The organism is Synechococcus sp. 1G10 (assembly GCF_002252625.1).
Classification (GTDB): Bacteria; Cyanobacteriota; Cyanobacteriia; order PCC-6307; family Cyanobiaceae; genus Regnicoccus_A.
Genome location: NZ_NQKW01000001.1, coordinates 165,912 through 178,249, shown reverse-complemented (window position 1 = coordinate 178,249; position 12,338 = coordinate 165,912). Strand labels below are relative to the sequence as shown.

Below are 12,338 nucleotides of genomic sequence, written 5' to 3'. Positions count from 1 at the left end.
GGTCGCTCTGGCGGCGCAGCGGGCCCTTCACCACCGCCGATGACTTACACCCTCACCACTCCGCTCTATTACGTCAACGACAAGCCCCATCTCGGCAGCGCCTACACCACGCTCGCCTGTGATGCCCTGGCCCGCTTCCAGCGGTTGATGGGGCGGCAGGTGCTGTTCATCACCGGCTGTGACGAGCACGGCCTCAAGATCCAGCGCACCGCCGAGGCGGCCGGGCTCACACCCCAGGCTCACTGCGATCAGGTGAGCGACCAATACCGCGACCTGTGGCAGCGCTGGCAGATCAGCCACGACCGCTTCATCCGCACCACCGAGCCCCGTCACCGCCTGCTGGTGGAGCAGTTTTACCGGCGGGTGGAAGCGGCCGGCGACGTGGTGGAAGGGCGCCAGCGGGGCTGGTACTGCGTGGCCTGCGAGGAATTCAAGGACGATCCGCCTGAGGCCCGCGCGCCCCAGTGCAGTACCCACCAGCGGCCGCTGGAATGGCGTGACGAGCTCAATCTCTTCTTTCGGCTCTCCCGCTACCAGCAGGCTATCGAGGAGCTGATCCAGCGACCCGGTTTCATCGCTCCAGCCAGTCGCCGGCGGGAAGTGGAGAACTTCGTGGCCCAGGGGCTGCGCGACTTCTCCATGTCCCGACTGGATCTGCCCTGGGGCATCCCGGTGCCTGGCCATGAGGGCCACACTTTTTATGTCTGGTTTGACGCCCTGCTCGGCTACCTCACGGCTCTGCTGGAGCCTGGCGATCCGCCCGACCTGGCTCTGCTGAGTCAGCGGGGCTGGCCGGCGAGTATCCACGTGATCGGCAAGGACATCCTGCGCTTCCATGCGGTCTACTGGCCGGCGATGCTGCTCTCGGCAGGGCTGGAGCTGCCGGAGCGGGTGTTCGGACATGGCTTTCTCACCCGGGAGGGGCAGAAGATGGGCAAATCCCTGGGCAATGTGCTCGATCCGGGGGAGCTGCTGGAGCGCTGCGGCCCCGATGCCGTGCGCTGGTATCTGCTGCGCGACATCCCCTTCGGTGACGATGGCGACGTGCAGCAGCAGCGCTTCAGCGACCTGGTCAACAACGACCTGGCCAACACGATCGGCAACCTGCTCAACCGCACCTCCTCGATGGCCCGCCGCTGGTTCGATCAGGCGGTTCCTTTCCCCAGTGAGGACGTGGGCAGCAGCCATCCGCTGGCCCAGGCGGCCCTGGTGGCGCGCGAGCAGGTGATCGATGGCATGGAGCGGCTGGATTTCCGCCAGGCCGCCGCAGCGGCCCTGCAGCTCGCCATCAGCGCCAATGGCTACCTCAACGACCAGGCACCCTGGAGCCGGATGAAGCAGGAGGGCCAGCGGCAGCAGGTGGCCGACGACCTCTACGCGGTGCTGGAGGCAGCCAGGCACGTGGCGCTGCTCCTTGCGCCGATCCTCCCCGATCTCTCCGCCCGCATGCTGCTTCAGCTGAATCAGCCCCCGGCGCCCAGTGGTGCCGCGCCTGGAGGCCAGATCAACCCCACTGGCGTGCAGGTTCCCTGGCAGGAGCGTCTCAGCTGGGGTGCGCTGGCGGCGGGCACTCTCCTGCCGGAGCCGGAACCTGTGATGGCACGCCTTGAACTGGATGGCTCGCTGTGAGGGCCGTGCTGGCGGCTGCCCTGATTCTCGGACTGCCGCTGGTGGCCTTGCTGGGGTGCGAGCGCAAGGCCATCAAACCCAAGGAACCCCAACCCTTCGTGTTCCGCTCTCTCAACCTGCGCCAGCAGGATGGCAAGGGTCGGCCGGCCTGGGAGCTCACCAGTCCCCAGGCCCGCTACGACCTGCAGCGGCGGGTTGCCCGCGCCACGGAACCCCGCGGGGTGATCTACGCCGCCGGCAAGCCCCGCTACAAGGTGGAGGCCACCAGCGGTCTGGTGATCAATGACGGCGAGGTGATTCAGCTGGAAGGCAAGGTGCGCATCCTGGTGCTCGGTCCCAGGGGCTCGCTGATCACAGGCGATCGGGTGCGCTGGACGCCAAGTAAACAGGTGATGGAGATCGATCGGAAGCCCCTGCTCACGGAGCGTCGGAGCCGCCTGAGTTCCACCACGGCCAGGTTCCTGCTCGACAAAGCCAAGCTGGAGTTACGCGGCAAGACCCGCCTGCAGCAGCCCGAGCTCGATCTGCGCACCACCCAGGCCGACTGGCTGGCCGACACCGGTGTCCTGGTGGCGGCTGGTCCGGTCAAGGGGGAGCGGCGCCCCGCCGGCGAGAAGGGCACCGTCCAGACCGTCACCGGTTCGGCGCTGGAAGGGAACACACGCGAGGAGGTGGTGGATCTCCTGGCGCCGGTGCGCTTCGTCGATCCCTCCAGGAAGGCGGTGCTGGATGCCCAGCGCACCAGCTGGAACTCCAAGGAGCAGGTGCTCAGCACGGCCCTGCCCTTCACCGGCGTGGTCGATCAGCTGCAGGTGGCCGGCGACTCGCTGCGGCTGGTTCTGAACGAGAAGAAGGCGATCATCCCCAGCGGTTGTCGCCTGCGCCAGCCCGGTGAGCGACTCCAGGCCAGAGAATGCCGCTGGCGCTGGGACAACCAGGCCATCGAAGCCCGTGGTGGCGTTCAGCTGGAGCGGGATCAGAACCAGCAGATCACCCGCAGCGAGCAGCTGTTCGGAAAAGTCGGAGGCAAGGGCCAGGCGGAGTTCATGACCCCGGGGGGGCGGGTGCTCTCGGAGCTGAAGGTGCCTCCTCCCTCGAAGCAGAGACGCCCGCCTGCTCCAGTGACGTTCTGAGCTTCTCGGCCCAGCCCTCGACCCAGAGCTCGTCGCTGCGGCTGAAGCAACGCGGCGACCAGCCGCCAGCCAGCAGCCAGCCCTCGCTGCCGATGGGTTGCACCAGCACCGCGGGAGTCCCCTCCGGCAGGCAGCGGAACTCGTCGCGGCCTGGGTAGAGCTTCAGGTTCACCAGGGAGACGGCCCGGGCCGTGGTGGTGGCCCGCCGGCAGATCTCGCCCGGCTCGAAGGGGCTGGTCCCCAGCAGACCCCGCCGCAGCAGGGTCCTGCCCCTCCAGTGGATCAGCAGGCTGGCGGCCGGGGTGGCAGTGAGCAGCAGGCGGCTTCCCCAGGCCAGCTCAAGCAACAGCTCCTGGGGCAGAAGAGAATCCAGCTCCAGCCCCTGCTCCCCCTGCAGCTCCACCCGCTCAGGGGTGAGCGGCGCGGCCCGGGTCCAGAGCACGGCCACCAGCATCAGCCCCACCGCCATCAGGCTGGCGAGCACCCCGGCGCGTTCCAGGGCTGGGTTCAGCTCCGCAGCGGTGAGCTGATTGAGCAGGCAGAGCCCGAGCCCCAGTAACCCTGCCGCCAGGGTGAAACGGGCTGGGGCGGGCATGGTCGACACGGAATGGCTGGGGTTCAGCGTGAACGCTGACACGGATTCAAGCCGCCAGCCTGACCACTCTCAGGCGACTTTGCTGGTCGATTGAGGCCTGAGCCGCGACAGCCTGGCCAGCTGAAGGCAAACTGTGGAGCAATGATCCGTCTGCCGCTGCCCGTGCGTCTGATACCCCGCTTGATGGCTGTGATCACCGCCCTGGTGATTTCCCTGCTGGCTGCTGCTCCCGCTGTCTGGGCCGTGGGGATCCGTGACCTGCCCACACCACCAGGCTCGCAGCATCTGATTGACACCGCCGGGCTGTTCAGCCGAGCCACCTCGGCCGAGCTGGAGCGTCGCCTGGCTGACCTGGAGAGCGATCACGTCCAGGCGCGATTGCTCACCGTTCCCCGCCTTGACTACGGCCTGGAACTCGATGCCCTCGGCCAGCAGGCGCTGGAGTCGTGGTCGGCCTCCGAGCCCAGCTCCGGTGCTTTGCTGCTGCTGCTGATCGATTCCCAGACCAACACCGCTGCGGTGGTGGCCAGCCCCGAGTTGCTGGAACAACTGCCGGCCTCGCTTTTGCGCGACACCGCCGACAGCACCATGGCTGTTCCGCTGCGGCTGGGGGGCCGCTACCGCCAGGCCTCCCTCACTGCCTTGGATCGTCTGGGAACGGTGCTCCAGGGAGGAGAAGATCCCGGACCACCCCTGGAGGAGACAGACGCCCCCGTGGTGAGCAACATCCCCACCCGGGAGGAGACGGCCAACAGCAAAGGCTTCCAGTGGGTGATCGTGCTGCTTGTGGTGGGCACGATCGTGCCGATGCTCACCTGGTGGGTTTTCTCCCGCTGATCACCGATGACCCTGCGCGACTGGATGGGTACGTTCGGCAAGGCGCGCTCCAGCGATCTTGTTCAGCAGCTTGAGCGCGCCTATGAGGCCGCCCTGCTGATCCAGAGCATCGAGATCGAGTTCTTCGCCGATCGGCCCGTCCGCACGGATCTGGAGCTGAGCGTGCCCCGCCAGGTGCGCAACCAGATGTTGCGCCGGTTCCGGGCGGCCCTTCAACTCTGTCGCGAGAGCCTCGAGCAGCTCAAGCCCCGACGCCATGAACTGGATTCCCAGCAACAGCGGCAGCTCCAGCTGATCGAGTCAGTTGAAGCCCGCTACAACTCCCGATCAGGCTCGGCCAGCCTCAGCCGCACGCCCGAATTACTGCCCCGCAGCCTGCTGGGCGCCGTCGAGCGGATGCGCCAGCAGCTGGATCCGGAAGCCGAGGCCACCGTGGTGGCTGGCTTCCGGCGCCAACGCAACACCACGCTGGTGTCCCTGCGTCTGCTGCTGTTGCTGGTGCTGGTTCCTTTGTTACTGCAGCAGGCCAGCCGCTCCTTCGTGATCTCCCCACTGGTGAATCGCTTTGCGCCCGATGTGCCTTTTCTGAGTTACACAAAGCCACAGCTGGAGGAGGAAGCTGTGGAGAAACTGCGTATCTACAAGGCCGAGATCGAGTTCGCCGCCCTGCTCAAGGGCTCTGTGCTGCCGACCAATGAGGAGCTGCACCAGGCGCTTGCGCTCCGGGCCGAAGAGCTCAAACAGGAGGCGGACAGTCAGAGTACCCGTGCCATCAAGAACGTGCTCTCAGATCTGTTTGCCATCGTGGGCTTTGTTCTGGTCTGTGTTTTCGGCCGGGAGGAAATCCGTGTGCTGCGAGGGTTTCTTGATGAACTCGTCTATGGATTGAGCGACAGCGCGAAAGCCTTTGCCATCATCCTCTTCACCGACATCTTCGTTGGTTTTCATAGTCCGGAAGGTTGGACTGTTCTGCTTGGCGGGGTGGCCAGTCACCTGGGACTGCCGGAGCGGGAGAATTTCATTCTCTTGTTCATCGCCACCTTCCCGGTGATCCTGGCAACGATATTCAAGTATTGGATCTTCCGTTATCTCAACCGTGTTTCGCCATCTTCGGTGGCCACCCTGCGCAACATGAATGGGGGTGGTTGAGCAACGATCCGGCGCTGGTCTCACCCTGGTGAGTGGGCCCAGTCGCAGTGGCAAGAGCCGTTGGGCCGAGCATCTGGTCGCCAGCAGTGGCCATCCGGTGCTCTACATCGCCACCGGAGCTGTTGCTGCGGATGATCCTGCCTGGCAGCAGCGCCTGCAATTGCATCGGCGCCGGCGACCCATGAACTGGGCCACCTGGGAGGTGGAAGGGGAGCTGGAGTCGGCTCTGGGGCGCGCCCCCGCCGATCACCAATTGCTGATCGATTCCCTCGGCACCTGGCTTGCTCACCACCTCGATCTCAGCGCCGAGGGCTGGGAGCGACGGCAGCTGGGCCTGCTGGAGGCGCTGATGAGCTGCTGCGCTCCTCAGGTGATCGTGACGGAGGAGACCGGTTGGGGGGTGGTGCCTCCCACCGTGATCGGCGGCCGTTTCTGCGATCGGCTGGGGGGGCTGCAGCAGCGCTTGCAGCCCCTGGCCCAGGCCAGCTGGCTGGTGATTCAGGGCCGCGCCCTGGATCTGCATGCCCTCAGCCAGCCGGTGCCTGACCCTTGAGCGACCTTCCCCGGGTGGTGCTGTTCCAGCCCCAGATACCGCCCAACACCGGAAATGTGGCCCGCACCTGCGCAGCAACCGGCGCGGAGCTGCACCTGATCGAACCCCTGGGGTTCAGCCTCGACGACCGCCAGCTCAAGCGTGCAGGGCTCGACTACTGGCCCTGGGTGCCGTTGCACCTCCATCCAGGGTTCGAGGCCCTGCGAGCGGAACAGCGGCGGCGTGGAGGGCGGCTGCTGGCGTTGAGCAGCCAGGCAGATCAGCCCTACCACCACTGCCGCTTCCGCAGCGACGACTGGCTGCTGTTCGGGCGGGAGAGCGACGGTCTGCCGCCGGAGCTGCTGGAGCTGGCCGAACTGCGGCTGACGATCCCCATGGCCGGCTCGGTTCGACACGGTGGTGGGGTGCGCAGCTTGAATCTCTCGGTTTCGGTGGCCGTGGTTTTGTTCGAGGCCTTGCGCCAGTTGGAGACTGGTGTCTGAGCGATCAGCCGCTTCCTGGATCGTCCATGACGATTTATTCGCTGACCCCAGAGGCTTGTGCCTGATGGTTCATGCCGCTACCCTCGGCGCGGCTCGGGGATGGTGGCTTCTCCACCGGGCCTTGTCCAACGGGTGAATTTCTGCATGAAGCCTTCGCATCTGATCTTGCCGCTGCTGGGAACCATGCCGGTTCTCTCCCTCGTGGCTGTCGGCGCCATTCCAGGCATCGCCGACGCGCGCCGGCCCGGTTTCGAATCGATGCCCGAGCGGCTGGAGTCCGATCCATCAATGGCGGCTCTGCCTCCCATTGGCGAACCCCAACTGCTCGCCTCCCTGCCGAGCTCGTTTCGCGACAAGCTCTGGGTTCGCACCCGCGACGACATCAGCCTTGAGCAGCTGGCCAGCCAGTTGCGGGTTCAGGAAACCCCCCTGGCCAAGCTCAACGATGTCAATGAAGATCACGCCTTCAGCCGGGGCGACTGGGTTGTACTTCCGTCTAACAAAGCTTCGACGGCCAAGCAGCTTGCCTCCCTCGACACCAGCGAGCTGCGCCGCTCGGCTCCCCGCACTGAGCCCCCTCCGCTTGAGAGCACCGGTGTGGTGCGTTTCGGCGACAACCTGGTGAAGCTTGCCCAGCGTTACAGGCTCAGCATCCAGGACCTGTTGCGGCTCAATCCTGGGCTTGAAGCGGCTCGCCTGGTGGAAGGAAGCCAGATCCGTGTGTCCAGGGCTGGTGTCTCCCGATCGCGCATGGTGCTCGGACTCAAGCCCACGGGCAGTGGAGGCCTGAGCTGGCCCGACCTTCCCGGTTTCAACCGCCCGGGTGAACAGCGAACGACTCCTTCTCAGCTCGGCAGTGGTTGGATCTGGCCAGCCCGCGGCGTTTTCAGCTCTGGCTACGGCTGGCGCTGGGGACGGATGCACAAGGGCATTGACGTCGCCAGCAATGTGGGCACCCCAATTGTCGCGGCCCAGGGTGGTGAGGTCTCCTTCGCCGGATGGCACGATGGCGGCTACGGCTACCTGGTGGAGATCCAGCACCCTGACGGCAGCAAATCGCTCTATGGCCACAACAGCCGGATTCTGGTACGGGTGGGCCAGCAAGTGTCCCAGGGCAGTCAGATCGCGGAGATGGGCAGCACCGGACGCAGCACAGGTCCCCACCTCCACTTCGAGATCCACCCTGCTGGCCGTGGCGCCGTAAATCCGCTTCAATTCCTCCCCGGCAGAGCCTGATCTCCATCCTTGCCACCTTCTTCTTCCCCGTAAGGGAGAGGGAGGTCGATCGTTTAAAGTCCTTACAACCGGGCTCGGTAGCTCAGCTGGTTAGAGCGTGGGATTCATAACCCCAAGGTCGGGAGTTCAAGTCTCCCCCGAGCCATTCGTGCTGTCCGATTGACGCCCAGCCGCTGGCAGACCAAGTCCATCAGACAAAACCAGAACTTTGGTTCGTCTGATCAACCAGGTCTGTCTGATCAACTCGGTTCACCTGGAGCCAGGGAGCCATCAACCAGCTCCAGGGCACCGCTCTGGTCAGCTCGTATCAGCGCATCTCGACGGCGTTGAGGCGTTCGCGGAAGCTGGCGGAGGACGAGCCCCCTTCAGGGCCGGCGCTTGCTGGAGGCAGGTTGGGCGCCGGCGCTGGACCCGCATAGCGGCGGGCACGGCCATAGACCTGGGGCCGCACATCCACGGCACGTACCAGGGTGCCGGTGCGTGAACGGCCGCCTCCGTCACTGTCGCCGGGTTCCTCCCGGTTGAGGGGGCTGGTTTTCAGCTCGCTGCGCAGCTGGTTGAGCAGGCGGAAGTGACCGGTGTTGTTGTATTTGCGGAGCAGGACAGGGTCCCAGGACATCAGGTCAAGGCTGTGGAACGGGGGCGGGGCATCAGCCGTCATCACCTCCTTCATCGTAAGCGCCGCCGTTGCCAGGGTTCCGTGATAAATTGTTGCGGTCGCAAGTGGTAGTCGGTCCGAGTTCGGACTGAGCTCCCTGCTCTCCCGTTCGTTACCCAAATTTCAAGCATGTCCCGGCTCGTCGGTCTGCAGGCCCCTGAATTCACAGCCACCGCTGTGGTGGATCAGGAGTTCCAGACGGTCACCCTCTCCCAGTACCGCGGCAAGTACGTGGTGCTGTTCTTCTACCCGCTCGATTTCACCTTCGTCTGCCCTACGGAGATCACCGCCTTCAGCGACCGCTACGGCGATTTCGCCAGCCGCAACACCGAGGTGCTGGGCGTCTCGGTGGACAGCCAGTTCTCCCACCTGGCCTGGATCCAGACTGATCGGAAGCAGGGCGGCATCGGCGACATCGCCTATCCCCTGGTGGCCGACCTCAAGAAAGAGATCGCTTCCGCCTACAACGTGCTCGACGAAGACGCCGGCGTGGCCCTGCGCGGTCTGTTCATCATCGATCCCGATGGTGTCATCCAGCACGCCACCATCAACAACCTGGCGGTGGGCCGCAACGTCGATGAGACCCTGCGGGTTCTGCAGGCCTTCCAGCACGTCAAGGCCAACCCTGATGAGGTCTGCCCCGCCAACTGGACACCGGGCGAGAAGACCATGAACCCGGACCCCGTCGGCAGCAAGGAGTTCTTCGCCGCGGTCAACTGATCAATCGGCCCCCGGGCACTGCATGCAGAGAAGGGGGCCATTGGCCCCCTTTTTTCTTGCTCCCTGATGGGAGAGCCTTCAGCCCAGCAGGCTGGCGAACAGGCGCTGACCATCGAGGCCGCCGGTGCGGGGGTCGCAGGCCCGCTCCGGGTGGGGCATCAGTCCGAGCACGTTTCCGCCCGGGTTGCACAAGCCAGCCACATCGCCCACGGAGCCGTTGGGATTGTTCCGGTAGCGCAGGACCACCTGACCGGATTTCTCCATGGCTTCCAGGGTGGAGGGCTCGCACTGATAGCGCCCTTCGCCATGGGCAATCGGCAGATTGATCTCTTCGTTCTCCCCGTAGCCGGAGAGCCAGCGGCAGCTGCCAGGACGCACCGTCAGGGCTGTGGGCTCACAGATGAAGTGCAGACGGCTGTTGCGGGTGAGGGCACCGGGTAGCAGTCCGAGTTCGGTGAGCATCTGGAAGCCATTGCAGATCCCCAGCACCGGGCCACCCCTGGCGGCAAACTCCGCCACTTCCTCAAGAACTGGAGCGAAACGGGCGATCGCGCCGCAGCGGAGGTAGTCGCCATAGCTGAAGCCGCCGGGCAACACCACGGCATCCAGGCCGTTCAGGTCGCGGTCCTCATGCCAGAGGAAGCGGGTCGGAAGTCCCAGGCAGCCCTCGGCCGCCCAGCCCACGTCCCGGTCGCAGTTGGAGCCGGGGAAGACCACCACACCGATCGTCATGCCGGCAGGTCCGCCCCGTTGGCGGCGATCTCGTTGAGCTCCAGTTCCCAGTTCTCGATCACGGGATTGGCCAGCAACCGGTCGCTCAGCAACTCCACTCGCGAGCGGGCGGTGTCGGCATCGGGAGCTTCGATCTCCAGCTCCACCGCCTTGCCGATACGCAGGCGGCTGACCCCCTCCACCCCCAGGCGGCTGGTGGCGGCGCGGGTGGCCTCACCGGCCGGATCGAGAACCGAGGGCCTCAGGGAGACCAGCACACGGGCGTGAAAGCGGGGCACCAGGCAGCCGGGGCGTTTGTTAAATCTTGGCAGCCCATGTTCCCCCTTCGCCAGGGCCAGATCCAGCTTGAAAGGGTCAGAAGGAGGAGACCACAGCCATGCACGGCCCACCCCTGGCGCTGTCTGGGCGGCGGTCCTTGTCAGCCGTCGCGGCGCTGACCATGGCAGCCGCCCTGGTTGCGGGGCTTGGCTGGGTCTGGCGACCGGCGCTGGGGGCCGAACCACCGGGCTACATGGTCGAATGCCGCATGGATGAAGGCCCCTGGCACCCCTGCGTGATGACGGTGCAAGCGGTGGGTGAGCGCTGGCAGATCGACCTCGATGGTCTGCGGGTCCTGTTCCGCCACGACGGGCGAGGAACCGTCGAGATGCGTCGCTCCAGCGGTCCCTGGCAGCAAGTGAGCGGCCGCTGGCAGGAGGACCATGCCCTCTGCTGGGACGGGATCTGCGCCAAGGGGGCCTTTCCGCTGGATTGATGGCCGTTTCAGGCCAGAGGGCTGAGGGCCGCACTGCCCAGGACCTGCTCCAGCCTGGCTTTGTCGAGGCTCAGGCCCAGAACCACCAGCTCCAGGCCAGGGCTTTCTGCGGCGCTGGGCTCGACGGGCTGACGGTCGTACCAGCTGTCGAGCCGTGGACCGACCGCCTGGATCTGCAGGGGCCTTGGCTTGCCGCTCTGGTGCAACCAGCCCTTGAGCCGCAGAATCCCCTGCTCGACGATCTGCTCGATCAACAGGCGTTCCAGGGCCTGGCGGTCAAAGTGGCCGAGCAGCTTGAGCGACAGTGACTGCATCGGCACATGGCTGTGGTCGTGGCTGTGGGCATCTCCATGCTCGTGCTCGTGGTCATCGTCATCGGCATGGCCGTGATGATCGTTGTGGGGTGCCATGGCCGGCTCAACCCTCTCCAGGCCCAGCATCAGCTCGGCAGGCACCTCGCCACGGACCATGGGCAGCACCTGCACTCCGCGGCGGCAGAGCGGTGCCAGCTGTCGCTGGACGGCCGCGCTCTGGGAGGCATCGAGTCGATCGGCCCGGCTCATCAGCACCAGATCGGCAGCCGCCAGCTGGTCGCGGAAGAGGTCTTCGAGGTCGCTGAGATGGTCGAGGCTGGGGTCCGCCGCCCGCTGGCGTTCCAGGGCCGCCGGATCGCCCACCACGCTGCCCTGGGCCAGGGCTTCGCCATCGACCACCGCCACAACGCCATTGACGCGGGTGCGGGTGCGGATCTCAGGCCACTGAAAGGCCTGGACCAGCGGTTCGGGCAGGGCCAGACCGCTGGTTTCGACCACGATGCCGTCGAGGCGATCGGCCTTGGCCAGCAGGATCTGCATGGTGGGCAGGAACTCGTCCTGGACGGTGCAGCAGAGACAGCCATTGGCCAGCTCCACCAGCCGACCCTCCAGCTCGTCTTCGGGGCAGAAGCCGCAGCTGCGCAGCAGGGCTCCATCAATCCCCACTTCGCCGAACTCATTCACCAGGACCGCCAGACGCTGACCACTGTTGAGCAGCAGATGGCGCAGCAAGGTGGTCTTGCCGGCGCCCAGAAATCCAGTCACGACGGTGACCGGCAGCCTCCGATTGGCGAGCGGCGCCAGCGGGGCTGCGGTGGAAACTGCCATCGTCAGGGCACCACCTGGGTCCAGGCGAACGTGGCGCCGATGCCGATCAGCAGCCCCGCCAGCAAGCGCAGGTTGGCGGTTTGGAGCCCCCGCGCCCATGTGCGCACCAGGGTGACGGCCGTGATCAGCAGAGCCCCCTGGCTGAGCAGCAGACCAAGGAGGTAAACCAGCTGGGCCGAGAGCGACCAGCCGAGCACCGGCTGGCTCAGGACACTGCCGTGCAGGGCGATGGCGGGCAGCAGGATCCAGCTGGGCCAGCGGCCGAGCACCACCAGCCCGGTGGCCACGAGCGAAAGGGCCACCAGCAGCTCGCTGCCGGGCAGCACCGGCAGCACCAGGCCAAGGGCGGTGGAGCCCAGGCCGATCGTCAGCAGGGCAACCACCCAGCGCAGCGGTTGCTGCAGCCCCACCAGCCCCAGGCTGAGCAGGAACAGCAGGTGGTCAGGACCGAGCAGGGGATGGCCCAGTCCACTGAGGAAACCGGCCATGGCCCCTTCCCTCAGCCCGAATGCCTCCATCAGATGGTGGGCCGAGGCCGGGGCTGCCAGCAGCGAAACCAAGAGCACGGGGACCAGTGCCACCAGGGCGATGGGTCCTGCGGGGGTGCGCCGGGAGCCGCTGGCGGCAGAGGTGGACTGGGGAGATCGGGGAGCGTGCTGGGGTTGCCGTGCAGGCTGCAGCAGCCGAGCCGGATCCCCTGAGAGGGAAGTCATTGTCT

15 protein-coding genes and 1 tRNA gene are annotated in these 12,338 nt (G+C 66.1%); 10 read left to right on the top strand and 6 right to left on the bottom strand.

All coding sequences use genetic code 11. The annotated features are described in order from the left end of the window. Positions 1-39: 39 nt before the first annotated feature. Positions 40-1,629 carry a methionine--tRNA ligase gene (gene metG / locus CJZ82_RS00900; RefSeq protein ID WP_094553900.1) on the top strand — a complete coding sequence of 530 codons (1,590 nt, stop codon included), beginning with the start codon at positions 40-42 and terminating at the stop codon, positions 1,627-1,629. Next, entirely contained in the window at positions 1,626-2,762 is a 1,137-nt protein-coding gene (gene lptC / locus CJZ82_RS00895; RefSeq protein WP_094553899.1) for an LPS export ABC transporter periplasmic protein LptC, read from the top strand. The genes metG and lptC overlap by 4 nt, the downstream gene beginning before the upstream one ends. On the opposite strand, the gene CJZ82_RS00890 is transcribed toward lptC, so the two are convergent. After that, positions 2,674-3,357 (bottom strand): cofactor assembly of complex C subunit B, encoded by a 684-nt coding sequence (locus CJZ82_RS00890; protein WP_094553898.1) that lies wholly within the window; start codon positions 3,355-3,357, stop codon positions 2,674-2,676. The two genes, lptC and CJZ82_RS00890, sit on opposite strands and share 89 nt — an antisense overlap. 141 nt (positions 3,358-3,498) lie before the next feature. On the opposite strand from CJZ82_RS00890, the gene psb32 reads away from it, so the two are divergent. From psb32 to CJZ82_RS00860, 6 genes are all read left to right on the top strand, one after another. Further along, a complete protein-coding gene (gene psb32, locus CJZ82_RS00885; RefSeq protein WP_233129950.1) occupies positions 3,499-4,194 on the top strand; it encodes a photosystem II repair protein Psb32 in 696 nt (231 codons plus the stop codon). A gap of 6 nt (positions 4,195-4,200) precedes the next feature. Then, on the top strand, positions 4,201-5,343 hold the full coding sequence (gene pxcA, locus CJZ82_RS00880; RefSeq protein WP_094553897.1) for a proton extrusion protein PcxA: 1,143 nt from the start codon (positions 4,201-4,203) through the stop codon (positions 5,341-5,343). Further along, positions 5,330-5,896, top strand: coding sequence for a bifunctional adenosylcobinamide kinase/adenosylcobinamide-phosphate guanylyltransferase (locus tag CJZ82_RS00875; protein WP_094553896.1), 567 nt, complete (start codon positions 5,330-5,332; stop codon positions 5,894-5,896). The genes pxcA and CJZ82_RS00875 overlap by 14 nt, the downstream gene beginning before the upstream one ends. Further along, on the top strand, positions 5,893-6,378 hold the full coding sequence (locus tag CJZ82_RS00870; RefSeq protein WP_094553895.1) for a tRNA (cytidine(34)-2'-O)-methyltransferase: 486 nt from the start codon (positions 5,893-5,895) through the stop codon (positions 6,376-6,378). Before CJZ82_RS00875 ends, CJZ82_RS00870 begins: the two co-directional genes overlap by 4 nt. Before the next feature lie 183 nt (positions 6,379-6,561). Then, positions 6,562-7,614, top strand: coding sequence for a peptidoglycan DD-metalloendopeptidase family protein (locus tag CJZ82_RS00865; RefSeq protein ID WP_233129949.1), 1,053 nt, complete (start codon positions 6,562-6,564; stop codon positions 7,612-7,614). Positions 7,615-7,685: 71 nt separating this feature from the next. Then, positions 7,686-7,759: transfer RNA gene (locus CJZ82_RS00860), tRNA-Met, on the top strand. A 162-nt stretch (positions 7,760-7,921) separates the two neighbouring features. On the opposite strand, the gene CJZ82_RS00855 is transcribed toward CJZ82_RS00860, so the two are convergent. Next, positions 7,922-8,233: a hypothetical protein gene (locus CJZ82_RS00855; protein WP_198949620.1), complete on the bottom strand. Its 312-nt coding sequence runs from the start codon at positions 8,231-8,233 to the stop codon at positions 7,922-7,924. A 168-nt stretch (positions 8,234-8,401) separates the two neighbouring features. Between CJZ82_RS00855 and CJZ82_RS00850 the strand changes: the two genes are divergently transcribed. Continuing rightward, positions 8,402-8,992, top strand: coding sequence for a peroxiredoxin (locus CJZ82_RS00850; RefSeq protein WP_094553893.1), 591 nt, complete (start codon positions 8,402-8,404; stop codon positions 8,990-8,992). A gap of 78 nt (positions 8,993-9,070) precedes the next feature. Here the strand turns inward: CJZ82_RS00850 and purQ are convergent, their stop codons facing one another. Beyond that, complete coding sequence (purQ, locus tag CJZ82_RS00845; RefSeq protein WP_094553892.1) at positions 9,071-9,724, bottom strand: phosphoribosylformylglycinamidine synthase subunit PurQ; 654 nt, start codon at positions 9,722-9,724, stop codon at positions 9,071-9,073. Continuing rightward, positions 9,721-10,002: a phosphoribosylformylglycinamidine synthase subunit PurS gene (gene purS, locus CJZ82_RS00840; RefSeq protein WP_094554119.1), complete on the bottom strand. Its 282-nt coding sequence runs from the start codon at positions 10,000-10,002 to the stop codon at positions 9,721-9,723. The genes purQ and purS overlap by 4 nt, the downstream gene beginning before the upstream one ends. 161 nt (positions 10,003-10,163) lie before the next feature. Between purS and CJZ82_RS00835 the strand changes: the two genes are divergently transcribed. Beyond that, positions 10,164-10,478, top strand: a complete 315-nt coding sequence (locus tag CJZ82_RS00835; protein ID WP_233129948.1) for a hypothetical protein — start codon at positions 10,164-10,166, stop codon at positions 10,476-10,478. Positions 10,479-10,486: 8 nt separating this feature from the next. Here CJZ82_RS00835 and cobW read toward each other — a convergent pair whose 3' ends face one another. Then, positions 10,487-11,620 (bottom strand): cobalamin biosynthesis protein CobW, encoded by a 1,134-nt coding sequence (gene cobW, locus CJZ82_RS00830; protein ID WP_094553891.1) that lies wholly within the window; start codon positions 11,618-11,620, stop codon positions 10,487-10,489. 2 nt (positions 11,621-11,622) lie between these two features. Then, positions 11,623-12,333, bottom strand: coding sequence for a HupE/UreJ family protein (locus CJZ82_RS00825; RefSeq protein WP_094553890.1), 711 nt, complete (start codon positions 12,331-12,333; stop codon positions 11,623-11,625). Between the last annotated feature and the right edge of the window lie 5 nt (positions 12,334-12,338).